Source organism: Pseudomonas sp. NPDC088322 (genome assembly GCF_044740745.1).
GTDB lineage: Bacteria > Pseudomonadota > Gammaproteobacteria > Pseudomonadales > Pseudomonadaceae > Aquipseudomonas > Aquipseudomonas shirazensis.
In genome coordinates, this window is sequence record NZ_JBIURK010000004.1 from 150159 (window position 1) to 175441 (window position 25283).

General features: G+C 61.2%; 19 protein-coding genes. 15 read left to right on the top strand and 4 right to left on the bottom strand.

Features of this window, described 5'->3' with window-relative positions:
* The 4 genes from ACIOAU_RS11485 (at position 1) to ACIOAU_RS11500 (ending at position 5886) form a co-directional block, all read left to right on the top strand.
* Positions 1 to 633: a DsbA family protein gene (locus ACIOAU_RS11485; RefSeq protein WP_101321663.1), complete on the top strand. Its 633-nt coding sequence runs from the start codon at positions 1 to 3 to the stop codon at positions 631 to 633.
* Positions 626 to 2458, top strand: coding sequence for an ABC transporter ATP-binding protein (locus tag ACIOAU_RS11490; protein WP_101321662.1), 1833 nt, complete (start codon positions 626 to 628; stop codon positions 2456 to 2458). Before ACIOAU_RS11485 ends, ACIOAU_RS11490 begins: the two co-directional genes overlap by 8 nt.
* Positions 2459 to 2604: 146 nt before the next feature.
* Positions 2605 to 5061: an EAL domain-containing protein gene (locus tag ACIOAU_RS11495; protein ID WP_101321661.1), complete on the top strand. Its 2457-nt coding sequence runs from the start codon at positions 2605 to 2607 to the stop codon at positions 5059 to 5061.
* A gap of 39 nt (positions 5062 to 5100) precedes the next feature.
* A complete protein-coding gene (locus ACIOAU_RS11500) occupies positions 5101 to 5886 on the top strand; it encodes a TenA family transcriptional regulator (RefSeq protein WP_401182008.1) in 786 nt (261 codons plus the stop codon).
* 48 nt (positions 5887 to 5934) lie between these two features.
* Here the strand turns inward: ACIOAU_RS11500 and ACIOAU_RS11505 are convergent, their stop codons facing one another.
* From ACIOAU_RS11505 to ACIOAU_RS11520, 4 genes are all read right to left on the bottom strand, one after another.
* A complete protein-coding gene (locus ACIOAU_RS11505; RefSeq protein ID WP_101321659.1) occupies positions 5935 to 6675 on the bottom strand; it encodes a YciK family oxidoreductase in 741 nt (246 codons plus the stop codon).
* Positions 6676 to 6726: 51 nt separating this feature from the next.
* Positions 6727 to 7398, bottom strand: coding sequence for an N-acetylmuramic acid 6-phosphate phosphatase MupP (gene mupP / locus ACIOAU_RS11510; RefSeq protein WP_101321658.1), 672 nt, complete (start codon positions 7396 to 7398; stop codon positions 6727 to 6729).
* A 2-nt stretch (positions 7399 to 7400) separates the two neighbouring features.
* Entirely contained in the window at positions 7401 to 8099 is a 699-nt protein-coding gene (gene ubiG / locus ACIOAU_RS11515) for a bifunctional 2-polyprenyl-6-hydroxyphenol methylase/3-demethylubiquinol 3-O-methyltransferase UbiG (protein ID WP_101321657.1), read from the bottom strand.
* A gap of 64 nt (positions 8100 to 8163) precedes the next feature.
* Entirely contained in the window at positions 8164 to 9486 is a 1323-nt protein-coding gene (locus ACIOAU_RS11520; RefSeq protein WP_401182012.1) for a TRZ/ATZ family hydrolase, read from the bottom strand.
* Between the two features lie 109 nt (positions 9487 to 9595).
* On the opposite strand from ACIOAU_RS11520, the gene mtnA reads away from it, so the two are divergent.
* The 11 genes from mtnA to ACIOAU_RS11575 all read left to right on the top strand — a co-directional run bounded on the left by mtnA (position 9596) and on the right by ACIOAU_RS11575 (position 24565).
* Positions 9596 to 10672, top strand: a complete 1077-nt coding sequence (gene mtnA, locus ACIOAU_RS11525) for an S-methyl-5-thioribose-1-phosphate isomerase (protein ID WP_101321655.1) — start codon at positions 9596 to 9598, stop codon at positions 10670 to 10672.
* Between the two features lie 281 nt (positions 10673 to 10953).
* The gene (gyrA, locus tag ACIOAU_RS11530) at positions 10954 to 13728 is read left to right on the top strand and encodes a DNA gyrase subunit A (RefSeq protein WP_401182016.1); all 2775 of its coding nucleotides are present in this window, start codon (positions 10954 to 10956) and stop codon (positions 13726 to 13728) included.
* A 70-nt stretch (positions 13729 to 13798) separates the two neighbouring features.
* Entirely contained in the window at positions 13799 to 14884 is a 1086-nt protein-coding gene (gene serC, locus ACIOAU_RS11535; RefSeq protein WP_401182019.1) for a 3-phosphoserine/phosphohydroxythreonine transaminase, read from the top strand.
* Positions 14884 to 15978 carry a prephenate dehydratase gene (gene pheA, locus ACIOAU_RS11540; protein WP_181088712.1) on the top strand — a complete coding sequence of 365 codons (1095 nt, stop codon included), beginning with the start codon at positions 14884 to 14886 and terminating at the stop codon, positions 15976 to 15978. Before serC ends, pheA begins: the two co-directional genes overlap by 1 nt.
* 249 nt (positions 15979 to 16227) lie before the next feature.
* Positions 16228 to 18435 carry a bifunctional prephenate dehydrogenase/3-phosphoshikimate 1-carboxyvinyltransferase gene (locus tag ACIOAU_RS11545; protein WP_401182529.1) on the top strand — a complete coding sequence of 736 codons (2208 nt, stop codon included), beginning with the start codon at positions 16228 to 16230 and terminating at the stop codon, positions 18433 to 18435.
* On the top strand, positions 18432 to 19118 hold the full coding sequence (gene cmk / locus ACIOAU_RS11550) for a (d)CMP kinase (RefSeq protein ID WP_101321651.1): 687 nt from the start codon (positions 18432 to 18434) through the stop codon (positions 19116 to 19118). Before ACIOAU_RS11545 ends, cmk begins: the two co-directional genes overlap by 4 nt.
* A 123-nt stretch (positions 19119 to 19241) precedes the next feature.
* Complete coding sequence (rpsA, locus tag ACIOAU_RS11555; protein WP_101321650.1) at positions 19242 to 20921, top strand: 30S ribosomal protein S1; 1680 nt, start codon at positions 19242 to 19244, stop codon at positions 20919 to 20921.
* A gap of 283 nt (positions 20922 to 21204) precedes the next feature.
* On the top strand, positions 21205 to 21504 hold the full coding sequence (gene ihfB, locus ACIOAU_RS11560) for an integration host factor subunit beta (protein WP_101321649.1): 300 nt from the start codon (positions 21205 to 21207) through the stop codon (positions 21502 to 21504).
* A 22-nt stretch (positions 21505 to 21526) separates the two neighbouring features.
* Positions 21527 to 21790 carry a LapA family protein gene (locus ACIOAU_RS11565; RefSeq protein WP_401182025.1) on the top strand — a complete coding sequence of 88 codons (264 nt, stop codon included), beginning with the start codon at positions 21527 to 21529 and terminating at the stop codon, positions 21788 to 21790.
* Positions 21791 to 21893: 103 nt separating this feature from the next.
* Positions 21894 to 23312, top strand: coding sequence for an MBL fold metallo-hydrolase RNA specificity domain-containing protein (locus ACIOAU_RS11570; RefSeq protein ID WP_401182028.1), 1419 nt, complete (start codon positions 21894 to 21896; stop codon positions 23310 to 23312).
* 203 nt (positions 23313 to 23515) lie between these two features.
* The gene (locus tag ACIOAU_RS11575) at positions 23516 to 24565 is read left to right on the top strand and encodes an LPS O-antigen chain length determinant protein WzzB (RefSeq protein WP_401182031.1); all 1050 of its coding nucleotides are present in this window, start codon (positions 23516 to 23518) and stop codon (positions 24563 to 24565) included.
* The last annotated feature ends 718 nt before the right edge of the window (positions 24566 to 25283 follow it).

Genomic DNA, 25283 nt, shown 5'->3' on the forward strand with positions numbered 1-25283 from the left:
ATGTCTGCACGCCTGCTGTATGTGATGGACCCGATGTGCTCCTGGTGCTGGGGGTTCGCCCCGGTGGCCGCGGCGCTCATCGCCCAGGCAGCCGATGCCGGCGTGCCGACGCGGCTGGTGGTGGGCGGCCTGCGCTCGGCCAGCAGCGCCCTGGATGTCTCTACTCGGCGCTACATCCTCGAGCATTGGCAGGCGGTCGCCGAAGCCACCGGTCAGCCGTTTCGATTCGACGACGCGCTGCCCGATGGTTTTGTCTATGACACCGAGCCGGCCTGCCGTGCGCTGGTTGCTGCGCGCGAACTCGACGCCGCACGCGCCTGGTCGTTGCTGGCGCTGATTCAGGCGGGTTTCTATGAGCAAGGCCTGGACGTAACCCGCCCGCCGCAACTGGTCGACCTGGCCGAGCAGGCCGGCTTTGACCGCGCGCAATTCGCTGAAGCGCTGATTCGCAGCGAAACCCGCAGTGCTACCGCCGCTGATTTCAGCTGGGTGCAAGACCTGGGTATTGCCGGTTTCCCGACCCTGCTGGCCGAACGTAACGGTCAACTGGCCTTGCTGACCAACGGCTATCAGCCGCTGACCAGCTTGCAGCCTTTGCTCGGCCGCTGGCTGCAGCAGGCCGCGTGTGCTTGACCTGCCGGGGTCGCCCGACCCTGTTCCGGGGAAGCCTCATGGCGCCCCTGATCGGCTGAGTTGGGCAGAAATCCGCCGGCTGGCACTGCATCACCGCAAGGCCTTGTGGGGCGCCAACCTGGTGGCGATGCTGGCGGTGCTGTGCAGCGTGCCGATTCCGTTGCTGCTGCCACTGCTGGTCGATGAGGTGCTGCTGGGCCACGGCGACGCTGCACTCAAGTGGATGAATCATCTGCTGCCTAGCCACTGGCAGCAGGCTACCGGCTATATCGGCTTGATGCTCGCGGTGACCTTCTGCCTGCGGGTTTGCGCGCTGGCCTTCAACGTGGTTCAGGCCAAGCTGTTTGCCGGCCTGGCCAAAGACATCGTCTACCGCCTGAGGATTCGCCTGATCGAGCGCCTCAAGCGTATCTCGCTCAAGGAATACGAAAGCCTGGGCAGCGGCACCGTGGCCACTCACTTGGTCACTGACCTCGACACCCTGGACAAGTTTGTCGGCGAAACCCTCAGTCGCTTCCTGGTGGCGATGCTGACCCTGACCGGCACTGCGGCAATCCTGCTGTGGATGCACTGGCAGTTGGCGTTGTTGATTTTGCTGTTCAACCCGCTGGTGATCTACTTCACCGTGCAGCTGGGCAAGCGCGTCAAACACCTGAAGAAACTCGAGAACGACAGCACTGGCCGCTTTACCCAGGCGCTGACCGAGACGCTGGATGCCATTCAGGAAATCCGCGCCGGCAACCGTCAGGGTTATTTCCTCGGTCGGCTTGGCCTGCGCGCCCGTGAAGTGCGTGACTACGCCGTGGCCTCGCAGTGGAAAAGCGATGCCAGCGGGCGCGCCAGCGGCTTGTTGTTCCAGTTCGGCATCGACATCTTCCGCGCTGCGGCGATGCTCACCGTGTTGTTCTCCGACCTGTCGATCGGGCAGATGCTCGCTGTGTTCAGCTACCTGTGGTTCATGATCGGTCCGGTCGAGCAGCTGCTCAACCTGCAATACGCCTACTACGCCGCCGGTGGTGCGCTGAGCCGCCTCAACGAGCTGCTGGCGCGCGAGGACGAGCCGCAGTACGCCGCTGCCAGCGATCCGTTTGCCGGGCGCGACACGGTTGGCATCGAGGTGCGCGACTTGCGTTTCTCCTACGCTGACGAACCGGTTCTGGAGCACCTCGATCTGTCGATTGCGCCAGGCGAAAAGGTCGCGATTGTCGGCGCCAGCGGCGGCGGCAAGAGCACCCTCGTTCAGTTGCTGCTGGGTCTTTACACCGCTCAGGCCGGGACCATTCGTTTCGGCGGCGCCAGCCTGCAGGAGATTGGCCTGGAGACCCTGCGCGAAAACGTTGCGGTGGTGCTGCAGCATCCTGCCTTGTTCAACGACAGCGTGCGCGCCAACCTGACCATGGGTCGCGAATGCAGTGACGAAGCCTGTTGGCAGGCGCTGCGCATCGCCCAGCTCGACAGCACCATCAGTGCCTTGCCGCAGGGCCTTGATAGCGTCGTTGGCCGCTCTGGTGTGCGCCTGTCCGGCGGCCAGCGTCAGCGCCTGGCGATTGCCCGGATGGTCCTCGCCGAGCCTAAGGTGGTGATCCTCGACGAAGCCACCTCGGCCCTCGATGCCGCCACTGAATACAACCTGCATCAGGCCCTGGCGCGGTTTCTCAGTGGCCGTACCACGCTGATCATCGCCCACCGGCTTTCGGCGGTGAAGCAGGCCGACCGGGTCCTGGTATTTGACGGCGGGCATGTCGCCGAAGACGGTGATCATCAGCAATTGATTGCTGACGGTGGGCTTTACGCCAAGTTGTACGGCCATCTGCAGCAAAGCTGAGCAGTGGCTGGCGCCGGCGGCGGTGCATGAGCAGGAAAATCCTGCACTTTTTTGCAATGCGAACGTGTAGCTAGTAGCGGTTTCTCGCCTACGCTCTGCTTGTCTGGTTTGATTAGTGCTTTATCTGCCGCCGTGACAGGGACTCCATGAAGGGAACTCATATTCATCAAGCGCCTAGGCTGTTGGGTATCATCTGGCCGTTTGTCGCCGTGGTGATCCTGCAGGTCTTGCTGGCCGGCCTGAGCCTGTACACGCTTTCGGCCGTGCGCGCTTATGTCGCCGGCGAGAGCCTCTGGTCGAAGGCGCAGAAAGACGCCATCTATTACCTCAATTTGTACGCCGAGCGGCCTGAGCCGCGCTTTCTGCAGCGTTTTCACCAAGCCATCGCCGTGCCCCAGGGCGATCACGAACTGCGCATCGCGCTGGACCAGCCCACACCCGACTATGCTGCAGCTCGCACCGGCATCCTGCAGGGCGGCAACCACCCTGAAGACGTCAGTCGGATCATCTGGTTCTACAGCTACTTTCGTAACATCAGCTTCATGCAGAAGGCCATCGCCTATTGGGATATCGGCGACGACTACCTGCGCCAGCTCGACCTGCTCGCGACTGAAATCCACAGCAGCTTCAGCAGCGGCCAGCCCACCCCGGAGCAGGTCAATGAGTGGAAGGCGCGCATCGCCACCATCAACGAAGGTGTGACGCCGGCCGCCAAGGCCTTCAGCGACGCCCTGGGCGAAGGCTCGCGGGTGCTGCTCAAGGTGTTGCTGATCAGCAACCTGCTGACGGCGATCTTCCTCATTACCATGGCCTGGCGCCGTTCGAGCAAGTTGCTGTCCCAACGCCAGGCGTTTGCCAGTGCACTGCAGGCCGAAAAGGACCGTGCGCAGATCACCCTCGCCTCGATTGGCGATGCGGTGATCACCACCGACGTCGACGGCAATATCCTCTACATGAACGCCGCCGCCGAGCAGCTGACCCACTGGCAAGCTGCATCAGCTCAGGGGCTGCCGTTGTCGGCGCTGTTCAGCCTGCTCGACGAGCACAGCGACGAAGATGCGCGCACCTTGATCGAGCAGGTGCTGGCCGGCAGCCTGCGCGGCGGCGCCGAGCATGCACGGTTGATCCAGCGCCTGGATGGCAGCACGGTCTCGGTCAACCTGGTGGGCTCACCGATCCTCAGCGATGGCCAGGCCACTGGCATCGTCCTGGTGCTGCATGACATGACCCAGGAGCGGCAGTACATCGCCAACCTGTCGTGGCAGGCCACCCATGACGCCCTGACCGGGCTGGCCAACCGCCGCGAGTTTGAGTACCGCCTTGAACAGGCGCTCAACGGCCTGGCGCGACAGCCTGGCCGGCATGCGTTGATGTTTCTCGATCTGGACCAGTTCAAGCTGGTCAACGACACCTGTGGCCACGCCGCGGGTGACGAGCTGCTGCGCCATATCTGTGCGGTGCTGCAGTCCGGCCTGCGCGAGGGCGATACCCTGGCGCGGCTGGGGGGAGACGAATTTGGGGTACTGCTCGAGAACTGTCCGCAGGAGCAGGCCGAGCGCATCGCCGAGCAACTGCGCCAGGCGGTGCAGAGCCTGCATTTTGTCTGGAAGGGGCGGCCGTTCATAACCACTGTGAGCATTGGCCTGGTGAGCATGGCGCAAGCGCCCGGCACCCTTGAGGCCTCCTTGCGCGCTGCCGACATGGCCTGCTACATGGCCAAGGAGAAGGGCCGCAATCGGGTCCAGGTGTACCACGCTGACGACAGCGAGCTATCCATGCGCTTTGGCGAAATGGCCTGGATTCAGCGTCTGCATGTGGCGCTCGAGGAAAACCGCTTCTGCTTGTACGCCCAGGAGATTGCCGCCCTCAGTGATCAGGGAGGGCCGGGGCATATCGAGATCCTGCTGCGCCTGCACGACGAAAGCGGGCGGACCATTCTGCCCGACAGCTTCATCCCCGCGGCCGAGCGCTACGGCTTGATGACCGCGCTGGATCGCTGGGTAGTGCGCAACGTATTCCAGGTTATCCGCCAGTGCCTGAACGAGGGGCGCCCGGGGCCGTTGGCACTGGTTGCGATCAACCTGTCCGGTTCGAGCATCGGCGACGATAAATTTCTCGATTATTTGCAACGTCTGTTCAGCGAGTTTGAAATCCCGCCACGGATGATTTGCTTCGAAATTACCGAAACCAGCGCCATTGCCAACCTGGGCAGTGCCATTCGCTTCATCAATGAATTGAAAGGGCTGGGCTGCAAATTCTCGCTGGATGACTTCTGCGCCGGAATGTCGTCATTCGCTTATTTGAAGCATTTGCCGGTGGACTACCTGAAGATCGACGGAAGTTTTGTAAAAGACATGCTGGATGATCCGATTAATCGCGCTATGGTTGAGGTGATCAACCACATCGGCCACGTCATGGGCAAACGCACCATTGCCGAATTTGTTGAAACGCCGTTGATCGAGCAGGCCCTGCAGGAAATCGGCGTGGACTACGCCCAGGGCTACCTGATCGAGCGGCCGCAGGTGTTTACCTGCGATAGCCTGCAACGCCAACGAATTGCAGCACGGCCTTTGCTGCAGCGCGCGCCAGGGACGTTTCGCTGAGAGTGGACGGCTAAATCACAGGGAATCAAGGAGCTGACAGTGAGTGACGCATTCGTTCGGATTGGGCCGCTGATGGATCCCGCCAGCTACCCGCAGTGGGCGCAACAAATGATCGAAGACTGCCGCGAGAGCAAGCGCCGGGTAGTCGAGCACGAGTTCTACCAGCGCCTGCGCGATGGTCAACTGCGTCAAGCGACCATTCGCCAGTACCTGATTGGTGGCTGGCCAGTGGTTGAGCAGTTTTCCCTGTACATGGCGCACAGTCTGACCAAGACCCGCTTTGCCCGCCACCCTGGTGAGGACATGGCCCGGCGCTGGCTGATGCGCAATATCCGCGTCGAACTCAACCATGCTGATTACTGGGTGCACTGGTGCCATGCCCACGGCGTGACCTTGGGTGATCTGCAGGCGCAGGACGTGCCAGCCGAACTTAATGGCTTGAATGACTGGTGCTGGCGGGTGTGCTCGACCGAGTCGCTGGCGATTGCCATGGCGGCCACCAACTATGCGATTGAAGGCGCTACCGGCGAATGGTCGGCGGTGGTCTGTGCGGATGGCGCGTATGCCGAGGGCTTCCCGGAAGAGACCCGCAAGCGCGCCATGAAGTGGCTGAAGATGCATGCCCAGTATGACGATGCGCACCCTTGGGAGGCGCTGGAGATCATCTGCACACTGGTGGGGGAGAGCCCGACGCCGTTGCTGCGCGCCGAGTTGCGCAAGGCGGTATGCAAGAGCTACGACTGCATGTACCTGTTCCTCGAGCGCTGCATGCAGCTGGAGCAGCGTCAGGCTGGGCGTACGCGGCTGGGCTTGGCAGCCGGTTGATCACGGTATCTGGGGCTGCAAAGCAGCCCCAATCCAGCTGCCGCAATGTTACTGGGCGTTGAACGCTTGCCCATTCACCGCCTTGCTGTCCGGCCCCATCAAATACACGTAAACCGGCATGATTTCTTCAGGCAACGGATTGTCCTGCGGATTCTCGCTCGGATACGCCGCCGCACGCATGGCAGTGCGGGTCGCGCCCGGGTTGATGCTGTTGGAACGCACCGGTGCCACGCCTTCCAGCTCGTCGGCCAGGGTCTGCATCAAGCCCTCGGTGGCAAACTTCGACACCCCATAGGCACCCCAGTAAGCCCGGCCCTTGCGCCCGACACTACTGGAGGTGAACACCACCGACGCATCCTCGGACAACTTCAGCAGCGGCAACAGGGTGCTGGTAAGCATGAACGTGGCATTCACGTTGATGTGCATCACGCGCATGAAATTGTCGCCCGAGAGTTGCTCCACCGGCGTGCGCGGGCCAATTATCGAAGCGTTGTTGAGCAGCCCGTCAAGCCGACCGAAGTCGTTCTCGATCATTACTGCCAGCTCGTCATACTGGTGCGCCAAGGCAGTTTCCAGGTTGAACGGGATCACCACCGGTTGCGGGTGGCCAGCGGCTTCGATCTCGTCATAGACCTCATTGAGGTTGGCTTCGGTCTTGCCCAGCAGCAATACGGTCGCGCCCAGCGCGGCGTAGGCCTTGGCCGCCGCAGCGCCAATGCCGCGGCCGGCGCCAGTCACCATGATCACTCGGCCAGCGAGCAGGCCGGGGCGGGCGGTGTAATCGAACATAGGTCTATCCTTTGCAAGCCAGGGCGCGGCGGGCGCGCCCTCAGCGATTGATCAGCAGCCGCACAGCGCGCTGTCGAGCACCTTGCGCAGCTCCAACGGGTGGTCCACCACCACGTCTGCACCCCAGTTGTTGGGGTTGTCCTGCGGATGAATATAGCCATAGCGCACCGCTGCGGTACGGGTCCCGGCGTCGCGCCCAGACTCGATATCACGCAGGTCGTCACCGACGAACAGCACGCTGGCCGGGTCCAGATCCAGGGTTTTGCAGGCCAGAATCAGTGGCTCGGGGTCAGGCTTGCTGTTCTTGACATGATCCGGGCAGATCAACAACGCAGAGCGCTCGGCCAGGCCCAGGCGCTGCATGATCGGCTCGGCGAAGCGCACTGGCTTGTTGGTCACCACGCCCCAGATCAGGCCGCCTTTTTCGATATCGTCGAGCAGCTCGGGCATGCCCTCGAACAGCTTGCTGTGCACTGCACAGTCACGCTGGTAGCGCTCGAGAAACTCCAGGCGCAATGCCTCGAAGCCTTCGTCTTCCGGGTTCATGGCAAAGGTCGCGGCAACCATCGCCCGCGCGCCGCCGGAGATCTCGTCGCGGATCAGCTTGTCGGCGATCGGCGCCATGCCGCGCTCGGCGAGCATCGCCTGGCAGATGGCGATGAAGTCAGGCGCGGTGTCCAGCAGCGTGCCGTCCATGTCGAAAAGTACTGCTCGCAAACGCATGCTCACACCTCGCGCAGGGTCTGGATCATGTAGTTGACGTCGACGTCGCTGCTCAGCTTGTAGTGCTTGGTCAGCGGGTTGTAGGTCAGGCCGATGATGTCTTTGACTTCAAGCCCGGCAACCCGGCTCCAGGCGCCCAGCTCGGACGGGCGGATGAATTTCTTGAAGTCATGAGTGCCGCGCGGCAGCATCTTGAGGATGTACTCGGCGCCGATGATCGCCAGCAGGTAGGCCTTGGGGTTGCGGTTGATGGTCGAGAAGAACACCTGGCCACCCGGCTTGACCATGCGGTAGCAGGCGCGGATCACCGACGATGGGTCAGGCACGTGCTCGAGCATCTCAAGGCAGGTGACCACGTCGAACTGCTCGGGCATTTCTTCGGCCAGGGCCTCAGCGGTGATCTGCCGGTACTCGACCTCGACGCCCGACTCGAGCTGGTGCAAGCGGGCTACCGCCAGCGGCGCTTCGCCCATGTCGATGCCGGTCACGGTGGCACCGCGTTGCGCCATCGCTTCGCTGAGGATGCCACCGCCGCAGCCGACATCGAGGACTTTCTTGCCGGCCAGACTGACGCGCTCGTCAATCCAGTTGACCCGCAGCGGGTTGATGTCATGCAGGGGCTTGAACTCGCTTTCGCGGTCCCACCAACGGTGGGCGAGGGCCTCGAACTTGGCGATTTCGGCGTGGTCGACGTTGCTCATTGAACAGATCCTCTGAAACTTGAATAAAAGGTGTCACTAAGCGCCAGCCGCAGCTGGCGCGTGGTCATTCCTTGCCTGCGATGCGCGCGCCCCAGGCGCGGGCCATGGCGGTCAGTGCTGCCTCGTCCATGCGGGTCAGGCGGCGCTCTTCGAGCAGCTGCTCGCCGGCAACCCAGACATGCCGCGCGCAGTCGCGGCTGGTGGCATAGATCAATTGTGACACAGGGTCGTGTACCGGCTGCTGGGCCAGGCCAGACAAGTCGAACGCCACCAGGTCGGCGGCCTTGCCCAGCTCCAGCGAGCCGATCTGTGTGTCCAGACCCAGGCCGCGGGCGCCATTAAGGGTCGCCATGCGCAAGGCCCGATGGGCGTCCAGTGCCGACGCCGAGCCGGCCACCGCTTTCGCCAGCAGGGCGGCGGTGCGGGTTTCGCCGAGCAGGTCGAGGTCGTTGTTGCTGGCCGCGCCATCGGTGCCTATAGCGACATTGACCCCGGCCTGCCACAAACGCTCAACCGGGCAGAAGCCGCTGGCCAGTTTCAGGTTGGATTCCGGGCAGTGGATCACGCTGGTGTTGCTTTCTACCAGCAGGGCCAGGTCGTCGTCGCTGATCTGGGTCATGTGCACCGCCTGCAGGCTCGGCCCCAGCAGGCCAAGCCGCGCCAGCCGAGCCAACGGCCGTTCGCCGTGCTCGGCAACGGCCTGCTCGACTTCGCTGGCGGTCTCATGGATGTGCATGTGCAGCGGCGCATCGAGCTGATCGGCAATCACGCGGATCTTCTCCAGCGTCTCGTCACCGACCGTATACGGCGCGTGGGGGCCGAGGGCTATGGTGATGCGCGGGTGGTGGCGCAACTCGCCGAACAGCTCGATGGCCTGATGCAGGGCGTCGTCCGCAGTCGCTGCACCGGGTATCGGGAAGTCCAGCAGCGGCACCGCCACCTGGGCGCGAATGCCGCTCTGCTCGACTTGCTCGCAGGCTTCGCGCGGATAGAAGTACATGTCGGCAAAGCAGGTTATGCCGCCCTTGAGCTGTTCGGCGATGGCCAGGTCGGTACCGTCGCGGACAAAGCCCGGATCGACCCAGCGGCCCTCGGCCGGCCAGATGTGCTCACGCAGCCAGGTCATTAGCGGCAAGTCGTCGGCCAGGCCGCGGAACAGGCTCATGGCGGCGTGGCCGTGGGCGTTGATCAGGCCTGGGCACAGCAGGCAGTCGGGCAACTCGCGCACCTGCAGCGCCACCGGCGCGCGCTCGCGCGGGCCGAGCCAGGCGATCAAACCGTCGCGTAGGCCCAGCGCGTGCCCTTCGAGTACCACTCCGGCTGGCTCCACAGGCACCAGCCAGGTCGGCACCAGGAGCAGGTCGAGGGGGGCTACGGAGGTCGGCATGCGGCAGCTACCTGAAGGGTTTGGGCGGATCGCGCAGTATACCCGAGCGCCCGCGGCTGAGGCTCGCTATAATCGCCGGCTTTTGATCAGCAAAGCACGGGGAGAGGCGATGCGCGAGCGACTTTTGGCGGCAGAGAAGGTGACCGGCATTCAGTGGCGTGACGGCACCCTGCATCTGCTCGACCAGCGCCTGCTGCCGGCGCAAGAGCGCTGGCTGGCCTGTACCGACGTGTCTCAGGTAGTGAGCGCGATCCGCTCGATGGCGGTGCGCGGTGCGCCGGCCATCGGCATCAGCGCCGCTTATGGGCTGGTCCTGGCGCTGCGTGCCCGGCTTGCCGAGAAGGGCGACTGGGAAGAGTCGATCGAAGAAGACTTTCTGGATCTGGCCGAGGCGCGGCCCACCGCGGCCAACCTGTTCTCGGCGCTCAACCGCATGCGTGATCGCTTGCAGCGCCTGCGCCCCAATGAAAACCTGCTGGCGGCCATGGAGGCCGAGGCCATCGCCATCCACGACAGCGACCGCGAAGCCAACCTGACCATGGCCCAGTACGGCATCGAGCTGATCCGCCGCCAGCAAGGCAACGAGCAGACCATGCTGACCCACGGCAATGCCGGGGCGCTGGGCAGCGGGGGCTTCGGTACCGCGCTGGGTGTGCTGCGTGCAGCTTACCTTGAGGGCATGGTCGAGCGGATTTACGTCGGCGAGACCCGGCCTTGGCTGCAAGGCTCGCGCCTGACCGCCTGGGAGCTGGCGCAGGAAGGCGTGCCGGTCACCCTCTGCGCTGACTCGGCGATGGCGCACCTGATGAAGGTCAAGGGCATCACCTGGGTCGTGGTGGGCGCCGACTGCATCGCGGCCAACGGCGATGTCGCGGCCAAGATCGGCACTTACCAACTGGCGGTAGCGGCCATGCACCACGGCGTGCGCTTCATGGTGGTGGCGCCAAGCACCAGCATCGACCTGAACCTGGCAACCGGTGACGATATCCCGCTGGAAGAGCGCGAAGCAGACGAGCTGCTGGACGTTGCCGGCAATCGGGTTGCCGCACAGGTCGAGGTGTTCAATTCAGTGTTCGACGTGACTCCGGCTGACCTGGTTGACGTGATCGTGACCGAAAAAGGCGTGGTAGAGCGCCCAGACACCGCCAAGATCGCCCAGCTAATGTGCCGCAAGCGCCTGCATTGAGCGCCACCGCGCCGCTCAGGACGCAGCTGTCGGGGCAAAGCGGCCATTGCTTGGCAGCGCCGCTTCTTGTTGCAGCTTGAGGCTTAAGCCTGATGCATTTTTGTGGTACCATCCGGCAGTTTCCAAGGCCGCCCGTTTATGCGGTCTTCATTGCGCAGATCCAAGGCACAACCTATTGATTTGTCGTAAGTCGTCGCACCACTGTGCGCTGCGGCGACGAGCTTCGTTCGTCCTCTGGGGACTTGGACGAGGTTTCACCAGAAAAAGGAATCAGGCTTCTCATGGGCGAACTGGCCAAAGAAATCCTCCCGGTCAATATCGAAGACGAACTGAGACAGTCTTACCTCGACTACGCGATGAGCGTGATTGTCGGGCGTGCACTGCCCGATGCGCGTGACGGCTTGAAGCCCGTGCATCGCCGCGTTCTGTTTGCGATGAGCGAGTTGGGCAACGACTGGAACAAACCGTACAAGAAGTCCGCCCGTGTGGTCGGTGACGTTATCGGTAAGTACCACCCGCACGGCGACACTGCGGTCTACTACACCATCGTGCGTATGGCCCAGCCATTCTCGCTGCGCTACCTGCTGGTCGACGGCCAGGGCAACTTCGGTTCGGTCGACGGCGACAACGCTGCGGCAATGCGATACACCGAAGTGCGCATGTCCAAGCTGGCACACGAGCTGCTGGCTGACCTGCACAAAGAAACCGTCGACTGGGTACCCAACTACGACGGCACCGAGCTGATCCCGGCGGTAATGCCAACGCGCATCCCCAACCTGCTGGTCAACGGCTCCAGCGGTATCGCCGTGGGCATGGCGACCAACATCCCGCCGCACAACCTCGGCGAAGTGATCGACGGCTGTCTGGCGCTGATCGACAATCCTGAAGTCACTATCGATGAGCTGATGCAGTTCATCCCTGGACCGGACTTCCCGACTGCCGGCCTGATCAACGGCCGCTCCGGCATCATCGAGGCCTATCGCACCGGTCGTGGCCGCATCTATATGCGCGCCCGCTCCGAGATCGAAGACATCGACAAGGTCGGTGGCCGTCAGCAGATCGTCATCACCGAGCTGCCGTACCAGCTGAACAAGGCTCGCCTGATCGAGAAGATCGCCGAGCTGGTCAAAGAGAAGAAGCTCGAAGGCATCACCGAGCTGCGCGACGAGTCCGACAAGGACGGTATGCGCGTGGTCATCGAGCTGCGTCGCGGCGAGGTGCCTGAGGTCGTGCTCAACAACCTCTACCAGCAGACTCAGCTGCAGAGCGTGTTCGGCATCAACATCGTCGCCTTGATCGACGGTCGTCCGCGCCTGCTCAACCTCAAGGACCTGCTCGAAGCGTTCGTCCGTCACCGCCGTGAAGTGGTGACCCGTCGTACCGTATTCGAGCTGCGCAAGGCCCGTGAACGTGGCCACATCCTTGAAGGCCAGGCTGTCGCACTGTCCAACATCGACCCGGTCATCGCCCTGATCAAGGCCTCGCCGACCCCGTCCGAAGCCAAGGAAGCCCTGGTTGCGATGCCGTGGGAATCGAGCGCGGTGCAGGTCATGGTCGAGCGCGCAGGCGCCGACTCGTGCCGCCCGGAAAACCTCGATGCCCAGTACGGCATGCGCGATGGCAAGTACTTCCTGTCGCCAGAGCAGGCCCAGGCCATTCTTGACCTGCGTCTGCACCGCCTGACCGGCCTCGAGCACGAAAAGCTGCTGGCCGAGTACCAGGAGATTCTCGAGCAGATCGGCGAGCTGATCCGCATCCTCAGCAGCGCCGAGCGCCTGATGGAAGTGATCCGCGAAGAACTCGAAGCGATCCGTGCCGAATACGGCGACGTGCGCCGCACCGAGATCCTCGATGCCCGTCACGACCTCAGCTACGGCGACATGATCCCGGAAGAAGAGCGCGTGGTGACCATCTCCCACGGCGGCTACGCCAAGACCCAGCCGTTGACTGCGTACCAGGCCCAGCGCCGTGGCGGCAAAGGCAAGTCGGCGTCCGGCGTCAAGGACGAGGACTACATCGAACACCTGCTGGTTGCCAACAGCCACGCCACGCTGTTGCTGTTCTCCAGCAAGGGCAAGGTCTACTGGCTGAAAACCTACGACATCCCGGAAGCCTCGCGCGCTGCCCGTGGCCGTCCGCTGGTCAACCTGCTGCCGCTGGAAGACGGCGAACGCATTACCGCCATGCTGCAGATCGACCTCGAAGCCCTGCAGCAGAGCGCCGATGTCGATGAAGAGCTGGAGGACGGCGACGACACCGTGCTCGAGGGTGAGCTGGTCGAAGCCGAAGAAGTCGACGAAGAAGACGGCGATACTGCCGAGTGGGCTGCAGAGCCTACCGGTGCCTACATCTTCATGGCGACGGCGTCCGGTACCGTCAAGAAGACCCCGTTGGCGCAGTTTGCGCGTCCACGTACCAGCGGCCTGATTGCGCTGAAGCTGAAAGAAGGCGACACCCTGATTGCCGCCGCCATCACCGATGGCGCCAAGGAAGTCATGATGTTCTCCGACGCCGGCAAGGTCATCCGCTTCGCTGAAAGCGTCGTGCGTGAAATGGGCCGTACCGCTCGCGGTGTGCGCGGCATGAAGCTGGGCAAAGGCCAGCGCATCATCTCGATGCTGATCCCCGAGTCTGGTGCGCAGATCCTTACCGCCTCCGAGCGTGGCTTCGGCAAGCGTACCCCGCTGTCCAAGTTCCCACGGCGCGGTCGTGGTGGTCAGGGCGTGATCGCCATGGGCACCAAGGGCCGTAACGGCCTGCTGATCGGCGCGATCCAGGTGCAGGAAGGTGAAGAGATCATGCTCATCTCCGACCAGGGCACGCTGGTGCGCACCCGCGTTGGCGAAGTCTCCAGCCTGGGTCGTAACACCCAGGGCGTGACCCTGATCAAACTGGCCAGCGACGAGACCCTGGTGGGCCTTGAGCGGATCCAGGAGCCATCCGAAGACCTCGAGGAGTTGCTCGAAGGCGAGGAGGGCGCAGAGGGCGTCGAACTCGACGCGGTAGAGGCGGCAGATGATGACGCCGGCGCCGCCGAAGAGGCGCCGCAGGAATAAACAGCGCAACAACCCGAGCGGGGCGGCCATGGTCGCCCCGCTTACTGACCAGAGCAGAGCGAGAGTGGATGTGAGCAAACGAGCCTTTAACTTCTGCGCAGGCCCTGCTGCGCTTCCTGAAGCAGTCCTGCAGCGCGCCCAGGCGGAAATGCTGGACTGGAATGGCAAAGGTCTGTCGGTGATGGAAATGAGCCATCGCAGCGATGACTACGTGGCCATTGCCGAAAAGGCCGAGCAGGACCTGCGTGACCTGCTGTCCGTCCCCTCCAATTACAAAGTGCTGTTTCTGCAAGGTGGCGCCAGCCAGCAATTTGCCGAGATCCCGCTGAACCTGCTGCCGGAAAACGGCACCGCGGACTACATCGAGACCGGCATCTGGTCGAAAAAGGCCATCGAAGAAGCGCGTCGCTTTGGCAACGTCAACATTGCTGCCAGCGCCAAGCCCTACGATTACCTCGCTATCCCCGGCCAGAACGACTGGACCCTGAGCAAGGACGCCGCTTACGTCCACTACGCGTCCAACGAAACCATCGGCGGCCTGCAGTTCGACTGGGTGCCGCAGACCGGTGACGTACCGCTGGTGGTCGACATGTCTTCGGACATCCTTTCGCGCCCGACCGACGTGTCCCAGTTCGGCTTGATTTACGCCGGCGCGCAGAAGAACATCGGCCCAAGCGGCCTGGTTGTGGTGATCGTGCGTGAAGACCTGCTCGGTCGCGCCCGCAGCAGCTGCCCGACCATGCTCGACTACAAGGTTTCGGCCGATAACGGCTCGATGTACAACACGCCGGCAACCTATTCCTGGTACCTCTCGGGGCTGGTCTTCGAGTGGCTCAAGGAGCAGGGCGGTGTCGAAGCCATGGAAGCGCGCAACCGGGCGAAAAAAGATCGCCTGTACGGCTTCATCGACTCCAGCGATTTCTACAGCAACCCGATCAGCGTCAACGCCCGTTCGTGGATGAACGTGCCGTTCCGCCTGGCCGACGAGCGCCTGGACAAACCCTTCCTCGCCGGTGCTGACGCCCGCGGCCTGCTCAACCTCAAGGGCCATCGCTCGGTGGGCGGCATGCGCGCATCGATCTACAACGCCCTGGGTCAGGACGCCGTTGAAGCTCTGGTCAGCTACATGGCTGAATTCGAGAAGGAGCACGCCTGATGGTCGAGCACGAACTCAAAGCCCTGCGTGTACGCATCGATAGCCTCGACGAGAAGATCCTCGAGCTGATCAGCGAGCGCGCCCGCTGCGCCCAGGAAGTGGCCCGGGTCAAGATGGCCAACCTGGCCGAAGGCGAGGCGCCGGTGTTCTACCGTCCCGAGCGGGAAGCTGCCGTGCTCAAGCGCGTCATGGAGCGCAACGGCGGCCCACTGGGCAACGAAGAGATGGCGCGTTTGTTCCGCGAAATCATGTCTTCGTGCCTGGCCCTGGAGCAGCCGCTGAAGGTCGCCTACCTCGGCCCTGAAGGTACCTTCACCCAGGCTGCGGCGATGAAGCACTTCGGCCACGCGGTGATCAGTCGGCCAATGGCGGCCATCGACGAAGTGTTCCGTGAAGTGGCCGCTGGTGCGGTCAACTTTGGCGTGGTGCCGGTGGAAAACTCCACCGAAGGTGCGGTCAGCCACACCCTCGACAGTTTCCTCGAGCACGACATGGTTATCTGCGGCGAAGTCGAGCTGCGCATTCACCATCACCTGCTGGTGGGCGAGAGCACCAAGACAGACAGCATCACCCGCATCTATTCCCACGCCCAGTCGCTGGCCCAGTGCCGCAAGTGGCTCGATGCGCATTACCCGAATGTTGAACGGGTGGCGGTGTCGAGCAACGCCGAAGCGGCCAAGCGGGTCAAGGGTGAATGGAACTCGGCGGCGATTGCCGGCGATATGGCAGCCAACCTGTATGGCCTGACGCGTATTGCCGAGAAAATCGAAGACCGCCCGGACAACTCCACGCGCTTCCTCATGATCGGCAGCCAGGAAGTGCCGCCGACCGGCGACGACAAGACTTCGATCATTGTGTCGATGAGCAACAAGCCGGGCGCGCTGCACGAGCTGCTGGTGCCGTTCCACGACAACGGCATCGACCTGACCCGGATCGAAACCCGGCCGTCGCGCAGTGGCAAGTGGACCTATGTGTTCTTCATTGATTTTGTCGGGCACCACCGTGATCCGTTGATCAAGGCTGTGCTGGAGCAGATCAGCCAGGAAGCCGTTGCGCTGAAAGTGCTGGGCTCGTATCCGAAGGCAGTACTCTGAGGTTGAAGCTGGTCTCTGCGCTACTGGGGCCGCTGCGCGGCCCTTCGCGGGCAAGCCCGCTCCCACAGGATTTGCATCAAGCCCGCACGGGTGATCGACGCAAAACCCTGTGGGAGCGGGCTTGCCCGCGAAGGGTCGCGCAGCGGCCCCGGTGCGGCAATCGATCAGCATGGTTTGATCCGGCACATGCTGCCGTTCTGAACAGGGTTCGCACTCGTGGTTGATGTGGTAGCAAACAAATCCGCGCCGATTATCGGCCGCCTGGTCGTGGTCGGCCTCGGCCTAATCGGCGGCTCGTTCGCCAAGGGCCTGCGTGAAAGCGGCCTGTGCCGCGAAGTGGTCGGCGTCGATCTCGATGCCCCGTCGCGCAAGCAGGCGGTTGCCCTCGGTGTAGTCGACCGCTGCGAAGAAGACCTCGCCAGCGCCTGCATCGGCGCCGACGTGATTCAGCTCGCCGTGCCGATCCTGGCCATGGAAAAACTGCTCGCCGTGCTGGCCAGGCTCGACCTTGGCAATGCCATCGTCACCGACGTCGGCAGCGCCAAGTGCAACGTCGTGCGTGCCGCCCGCGAAGTGTTCAGCAGCAATCTGCCGCGCTTCGTTCCCGGCCACCCAATCGCCGGCTCCGAGCAGAGCGGGGTAGAGGCCTCCAACGCCGCGCTGTTCCGCCGGCATAAAGTCATTCTTACGCCACTGGCTGAAACCGACCCTGCCGCACTGGCCGTGGTCGACCGCCTGTGGCGCGCATTGGGCGCCGATGTCGAACACATGACGGTCGAGCGTCACGACGAAGTGCTGGCGGCTACCAGTCACCTGCCACACCTGCTGGCCTTCGGCTTGGTCGATTCGCTGGCCAAGCGCAATGAAAACCTCGAAATCTTCCGGTACGCTGCAGGGGGCTTTCGCGATTTCACAAGAATCGCCGGCAGCGACCCGATCATGTGGCATGACATCTTCCTCGCCAACCGCGAGGCGGTGCTGCGCACGCTAGATACATTTCGCAGCGACCTCGACGCCTTGCGCGACGCGGTCGATGCAGGGGATGGGCACCAGCTGCTGGGGGTATTTACCCGCGCACGGGTTGCCCGCGAGCATTTCAGTAAAATCCTGGCCCGCCGGGCCTATGTGGACGCTATGAACGCCAACGATCTGATTTTCCTGGCCCAACCTGGTGGCCGCGTGTCCGGACGGATCCGCGTTCCAGGCGACAAGTCGATTTCCCATCGCTCGATCATGCTCGGCTCGCTGGCCGAAGGCACCACTGAAGTCGAAGGCTTCCTTGAAGGCGAGGACGCTCTGGCGACCTTGCAGGCCTTCCGCGACATGGGTGTGGTCATCGAAGGCCCCAACCATGGCAAGGTCACCATTCACGGTGTCGGCCTGCACGGCCTGAAAGCCCCGCCCGGGCCGATCTACGTCGGTAACTCCGGCACCTCGATGCGCCTGCTGTCGGGCCTGCTCGCCGGCCAGCCGTTCGACGTGACCATGACTGGCGATGCTTCGCTGTCGAAGCGGCCGATGGGCCGCGTCGCCAACCCGCTGCGGGAAATGGGCGCAGTGGTCGAAACCGGCGCCGATGGCCGGCCACCACTGACCATTCGTGGCGGGCAAAAACTCAAGGCACTCAACTACACGCTGCCAATGGCCAGTGCCCAGGTCAAATCCTGCCTGCTGCTGGCCGGCCTGTATGCCGAAGGCGTGACCACCGTCACCGAGCCTGCGCCAACCCGCGACCACACCGAGCGCATGCTGCGCGGCTTTGGCTATGCGGTCGAGTCCAACGGCCCGGTCGCTTCGCTGCAAGCGGGTGGCAAACTCACCGCAACCCGTATCGAAGTGCCGGCAGATATCTCGTCTGCTGCGTTCTTCCTGGTTGCCGCGTCGATCGCCGAAGGCTCCGACCTGCTGCTTGAGCACGTCGGCATCAACCCGACCCGCACTGGTGTCATCGACATCCTGCGCCTGATGGGCGGCGATATCACTCTGGAGAACCAGCGTGAAGTCGGTGGCGAGCCGGTAGCCGACCTGCGTGTGCGCGGCGCCAAGCTCAAAGGCATCGAGATCCCTGAAGAGCTGGTACCACTGGCTATCGACGAGTTCCCGGTGCTGTTCGTCGCCGCGGCTTGCGCCGAAGGCCGGACCATCCTGCGTGGCGCCGAAGAACTGCGAGTGAAGGAATCCGACCGCATCCAGGTAATGGCCGACGGCCTGATCACCCTGGGCGTGAAGTGCGAACCGACCCCGGACGGGATCATCATCGACGGCGGCCCGATTGGCGGTGGCGAAGTGCACGGCCACGGCGACCACCGTATCGCCATGGCTTTCAGCATCGCCTCGCTGCGGGCCACTGCGCCGGTGCGTATCCATGACTGCGCCAACGTTGCCACCTCGTTCCCGAACTTCCTCGCGCTGTGCGCCGAAGTCGGCATTCGTGTGGCCGAAGAGGCCAAATCGTGAACGCCCAGGCCCCGGTCATTACCATCGACGGCCCGAGCGGGTCGGGCAAAGGCACCGTAGCCGGGCTGCTGGCACGTGAGCTCGGCTGGCGCCTGCTCGATTCCGGCGCGCTGTACCGTTTGCTCGCTTTCAGCGCGCGCAACCATGGCGTCGACCTGACCAACGAAGAGCTGCTGACCAAGCTGGCCGCTCATCTGGATGTGCAGTTCTACCCGGCCGAGGAGGGTAAGCTGCAGCGCATCATGCTCGAGGGTGACGACGTCAGCCTCGACATCCGTACCGAAGCAGTCGGCGCCGGCGCCTCGATGGTGGCCTCGCTGCCCGCGGTGCGCGATGCCCTGCTGCAGCGCCAGCGCGCGTTTCAGGAGGCTCCGGGGCTGATCGCAGACGGCCGCGACATGGGCACTGTGGTGTTCCCGGACGCGCCGTTGAAAGTGTTTTTGACCGCCAGCGCCGAGGAACGGGCGCGACGTCGTTATTTGCAGTTGAAAGCGAAAGGCGACGATGTTAGGCTGGCGAGTCTGCTAGATGAGATTAGTGCGCGCGATGAGCGCGATACCCAGCGTGCGGTGGCCCCGCTTAAACCGGCGGCCGACGCGATTCAGCTGGACTCTACCGAGTTGTCCATCGAGCAGGTGTTGCAACGCATCAAAAGCGAGATCGCACTTCGCGGTATCGCCTGATGATCAGGAAAGCAGGCAGGGGCACCAGTCAACGTCTTGCCGGTTTTCCTTTAAATAACGAAACCCACATTGTCTGGAGTGTGGTTAGGGGCGTCTTCTTCGCCCAAATCTACAGGAATTAAAATGAGCGAAAGCTTTGCAGAACTCTTTGAAGAAAGCCTGAAAACCCTCAATCTTCAGCCGGGTGCGATCATCACCGGTATCGTTGTCGACATCGACGGCGACTGGGTTACCGTACACGCTGGCCTGAAGTCCGAGGGCGTCATCCCGCTCGAGCAGTTCTACAACGAAGCTGGCGAGCTGACCATCAAGGTCGGTGACGAAGTTCACGTTGCGCTGGACGCGGTCGAAGACGGCTTTGGCGAAACCAAGCTGTCCCGTGAAAAAGCCAAGCGCGCCGAGTGCTGGATTGTTCTGGAAGCTGCTTTCGCTGCCGAAGAAGTTGTCAAGGGCGTTATCAACGGTAAGGTTAAAGGCGGCTTCACTGTCGACGTTAACGGTATCCGTGCGTTCCTGCCAGGTTCGTTGGTTGATGTCCGCCCAGTGCGCGACACCACCCACCTCGAAGGCAAAGAGCTGGAATTCAAGGTCATCAAGCTGGACCAGAAGCGCAACAACGTCGTTGTTTCGCGTCGCAGCGTCCTCGAAGCCGAGAACAGCGCCGAGCGTGAAGCTCTGCTCGAAACTCTGCAAGAAGGCCAGCAAGTCAAAGGTATCGTCAAGAACCTCACCGACTACGGCGCATTCGTGGATCTGGGCGGCATCGACGGCCTGCTGCACATCACCGACATGGCTTGGAAGCGTATCAAGCACCCGTCGGAAATCGTCAACGTTGGTGACGAAGTTGATGTTCGCGTCCTGAAGTTCGACCGTGAGCGCAACCGCGTTTCGCTGGGTCTGAAGCAGATGGGCGAAGATCCGTGGGTAGCTATCACTGCTCGTTACCCAGAAGGTACTCGCGTACAAGCTCGCGTTACCAACCTGACCGACTACGGCTGCTTCGCTGAGCTGGAAGAAGGCGTTGAAGGTCTGGTACACGTTTCCGAAATGGACTGGACCAACAAAAACATCCACCCGTCGAAAGTCGTTCAGGTTGGCGACGAAGTGGAAGTTATGGTTCTGGACATCGACGAAGAGCGTCGTCGTATCTCCCTGGGCATCAAACAGTGCAAGTCCAACCCATGGGAAGACTTCTCCGGCCAGTTCAACAAGGGTGACAAGATCACCGGTACCATCAAGTCGATCACCGACTTCGGTATCTTCATCGGCCTGGATGGCGGCATCGACGGTCTGGTTCACCTGTCCGACATCTCCTGGAACGAAACCGGCGAAGAAGCTGTACGTCGTTTCAAGAAGGGCGACGAGCTGGAAACTGTCATCCTGTCGGTTGATCCAGAGCGCGAGCGCATCTCCCTGGGCATCAAGCAGCTGGAAGACGATCCGTTCTCCAACTTCGTTGCTGTCAACGACAAGGGTGCAATCGTCAAGGGTATCGTCAAAGAAGTTGACGCCAAAGGCGCCATCATCACCCTGGCCGACGACATCGAAGCTACTCTGAAAGCTTCCGAAATCAGCCGTGACCGCGTTGAAGACGCGCGTAACGTTCTGAAGGAAGGCGAAGAGATCGAAGCCAAGATCATCAGCGTTGACCGTAAGTCGCGCGTTATCAGCCTGTCGATCAAATCGAAAGACGATGCTGAAGAGCGTGAAGCTATCCAGAGCCTGAAGCAGGCTCCTGAGGCAGCTGCTGCCGACACCACCATGGCTGCGCTGCTGCGCGAAGCAATGGCCAAACAGAACTAAGTTCTGCTTGATCGGTAGAAAAAGGGCGACTTAGGTCGCCCTTTTTTATTGCCTGCGATTTGTCGCCTGTTTTCAGAGGGTTGCGCCGGTGCCCGCGGCGTCTCAGCCCAACTGGTGCAAACCCCTCTACCCAGCGCTGCCCAACCCGGTGCACCGAAAAAGTTCCCCGCGCACCAATCTTGAATTTTTTTATTAAGTCAAGAACCGCCCTGTTCAAATCCTCCTGAGCGTGCTACAAACTGGTTAAGCAATGATCTAGCTGCTTGATAACGAAGGGAAAAACATGACGAAGTCGGAGCTGATCGAACGTATTGTCACCCATCAGGGTTTACTCTCGTCCAAGGACGTCGAGTTGGCCATCAAGACCATGCTCGAGCAAATGGCCCAGTGCCTGGCAACGGGCGATCGCATCGAGATCCGCGGCTTTGGCAGCTTCTCGCTGCACTATCGCGCACCTCGCGTAGGTCGCAACCCCAAGACCGGCCAGTCGGTAAGCCTTGAAGGCAAGTTCGTGCCGCACTTCAAGCCGGGCAAGGAATTGCGCGACCGGGTCAACGAAGAAGAGCACGAAACCGAAGCCTGAGTGCAATCAAAGGATCAGACCGATGAGTAACCTCAAGCGCGCCCTGGCGCTGCTGTTCGTCCTGCTGCTGGCAGCAGTGGTGATGTTCTTCGTGCTGGAGAACCAGCAAACCGTCGCCCTGGTATTGTTCGGCTGGACTGCCCCTGCAGTGCCTGTAGCGCTGCCGGTACTCGCCGCCTTGGTGGTGGGGTTGGCCCTCGGTCCATTGCTTGGCGCCTACGGCGTTATGCGCAGCAAACGCAGGATTCGTGCATCGGCACGTCAGGCGGCCTTGGCAGAGAGCTGAGGAAGCGTCCTACTGCTTTAGCAGACATAGCTGATATGAAATCTGCGAAGAAAATGGAGTAATAGCCCGCTTCGTTTTCAACCCTGCGCAGGGCTTCAGCAGCATGACTTTCCCCGTTATCACGCATAATGGTGGCACCCGCGGCGTCACGGGCTCCTGTCATCAGCTGCACCTAGATTCCGCCACCAGCCTGCTCATCGATTGCGGGCTTGAGCAAGGCGCCGACGCCCGCCCTGATTCCTCCGCGCTGGGCTTCGCTATCAGCGGCATCCAGGCGTTGGTGATCACCCATGTGCACCTCGACCACGTCGGTCGCATTCCGGCACTGCTGGCCGCAGGCTTTCGCGGTCCGATCTTCTGTAGCGTGCCTTCCGCGAAGCTGCTCCCGCTGGTTCTTGAAGATGCCTTCAAACTCGGCATCAGTAGCGAGCCCGCGCAGGTAGCGCGTTTTCTGCATCTGCTGAAAAGTCTGGTTGAGCCGATCGCCTTTGGTCAGTGGCACAGTCTGATCGAGCAAGGGCACCTGCAATGTCGCATCCGCCTGCAGCGTGCCGGCCATCTGCTCGGTTCAGCGTACGTCGAGTGTGACATCAGTACCCCTGCGCAATCGTGCAGCACCCGTGTGGTGTTCTCTGGCGATATCGGCGCGCCCTACAGCCCCTTGCTGCGTCCAGTCCAGCCGCCAGAGCGCGCCGATGTGCTGGTGCTCGAAAGCACCTATGGCGACCGCCTGCATCCTGACCGCAGCGACCGGCGCCAGCGTCTGGAAGCAGCGATAGATCGTGCCTTGGCTGACCAGGGCACGATCCTGATCCCCGCATTCAGTCTCGGTCGTACGCAAGAGTTGCTCTATGAGATTGAAGAGGTCCTTCACCTTAAAGGCCTGCTCGACACCTCGGGCGCGGCAGCCAGCGATGATCAGGTCGACTGGGCGCAGTTACCGATCATCCTCGACTCGCCGCTGGCTCAGCGCGTGACCCAGGTCTACCGGGCGCTGCATCAGTACTGGAATGACGAAGCCCGACTACGCTTGAGCGAAGGGCGCAAGCCGCTTGGCTTTTCCCAGTTGGTGTGTGTGGATAGCCACGCCAAGCACCAGCAAGTGGTCAATTATCTAAAGAGTACTGGCCGGCCAGCGATTGTGATTGCCGGCAATGGCATGTGCTCAGGCGGACGCATCGTCAATTACCTTAAAGCTATGCTAGGTGATAGGCGGCATGAAGTCATGTTTGTTGGCTATCAGGTCAAAGGTACGCCGGGGGCGTTGATGCAGGCCGGTGCGCAGTGGGTTGAGCTGGATGGGGATGGCTATGAGCTGCATGTGAAGGTGACCACGCTGAGCGGGTATTCGGCTCATGCCGATCAGGCTGGCTTGGTCGAGTTTGCGCTGGGGGCGGGGAGTGCGGCGAAACGGGTGGTGCTGGTGCATGGAGAGGGTAGGGCGAAGCTGGCGTTGGCTGAGGCGTTAGCGCAAAAATATGATGAGCTCGGCTGGTGTGTGGGTGTCACAATTCCTGCTTAACGGCTCGGTTGAGGGCGGAGTCCGGCTTACTTCCTAGAGGTTCATGCTCAGGCTCGACTAGTTTGATAGATGCTAAAGATGTACGAATGGGCGGGCATCTCAGCCGATTGCCGCTACGCTTGATTTTGGTGGGCAACGGGGTAGGTAATGGCACATATCAGGCCTGCTTCAGGCAGTAACCAGACAGATTCAAAGGAAAATAAATGGCCAATGAACATCAGCGCCGTAGTGGGGAGGGTGAAATTGACCTTGTTGATTTGATGCAAGGCGTTTGGCGCAAAAAGATATGGATCGTACTGGTCGCACTGCCAATAATCGGGGTGAGCTTGCTCTATGTCATACTGGCTCCGCCGGTGTATGAGGCTAAGCTATATGTTCAGCCACCATCTCAGAACGAAATTGCTCAGCTTAATAATGCGAGAGGCGGGGACTCGGGGTTGCCGACCTACAGCGTTAAGGAAGTTTACGAGATATATCTGAAGGCTCTGCAGTCCGAGGCATTACGCAAAAAATTCTTTCGTAGCGAATATTTACCTTCGCTCGACGATGATCAACGCCGTGGCTCTCGCGATGCCCTGTATAGTCAATTCAATTCACTTCTGAAAGTGACACAGGCGGGCAAGGATATGCCCCTTCGCTACGTGGTAACAGCAAACCTTGAAGATCCTAAACGTGCGGCACAGTGGGTCACTACCTATGTTGAAATGGCCTCCGTTCGTGCCAAGCATGAAGTGCTTACAGGAACCCATAGTGATATTTTAATCATGGCTAATAACCTAGAACGGCAGATCATGTCTGCTCAAGCCGGAGCGCGCAAGCAGCGAGAGGATCGGATCGCGCAACTGGAGGAGGCACTTGACGTTGCGGAGTCGATAGGTTTGAAAAAACCGTCGATAATTACGAGCAATTTGCCCGCTGAAGTATCTGCTGGTACGGTGGGTAGTCTGACTTATATGCGAGGTAGCGACGCACTGCGAGCGGAAATCGATACACTAAAATCGCGTATATCTGATGATCCATTCATCCCCGAGCTACGTGTGAGGCAGGAGAAACTGAGTCTGTATAGAAGCATTAGCGTTGACCCATCTGGCGTGTCTGTGTATCAGCAAGACGGGGCGGTCGAGCAGCCCGATAAGCCGATAAAGCCCCGAAAAGCATTGATCTTGTTCATCGCAACGATCGTAGGGGTAAGTTTGGGGGGCTTGGCTGCAATTGGTAGAAGTCAGTGGATTAAGCATCGTGCAACCACTTGAGAATATATCGCAGATAGGCGCGTAGACGTACGATGTTGGGCGCGGGGCGTTAATAGTTCAGTTATGCTGTTCAATCTGGCATATCTTCAGCCAGTTGGATGGATAGATATTACGCTTGGATCCTAAGTCGGTGTTGTCTTGGCTCGCCTGTCTTGCGATGGCTATGAGTATTTGAGTATTGGTCGCTACAGATTACTGATTATTCCGAAAGCAGAGGGAGAGTGGTAGTGCTGATGTCGTGTCTCTTTGAGCGGTTTGATCGACGTGCAGGTCTCCGAGTGATGATCTTAAGTGACCAATTTTAGTTATTATGCACGTTTATTTGGTGGTTAGTTGGTTGCATTCTGGTCTAGGTGGAGTCACGGAGGTGAGTGCTTTAGTCGGTTTTGTTATGTCTTTCGATTATTCTTATTTTTTAGAGATATTTCCGGGTCCGATAGTTGTTTGCATGGCTATGCTTCACATAATTTCGGTCGGATCTGAATGTTAGAGCCTGAGTCTTGAGTGTTAGGGTTTAAATTGGCCTGGTCTGTAGGAATGTTTTCTTCAAGAGTTATTGTGAAAGCATGGAGACCCACTTTGTTAATGAACTATGATCAATCTTTTTGAAGCGGCTTGGGAGGGCTGTGTGAGGGCGGTTCAGCATTTTTGACAAAATTATTGCTAGGGATGGCAAATAAACTTCGCAAGAAAAGGTTGTGTAGGCAACGCCCGGGTA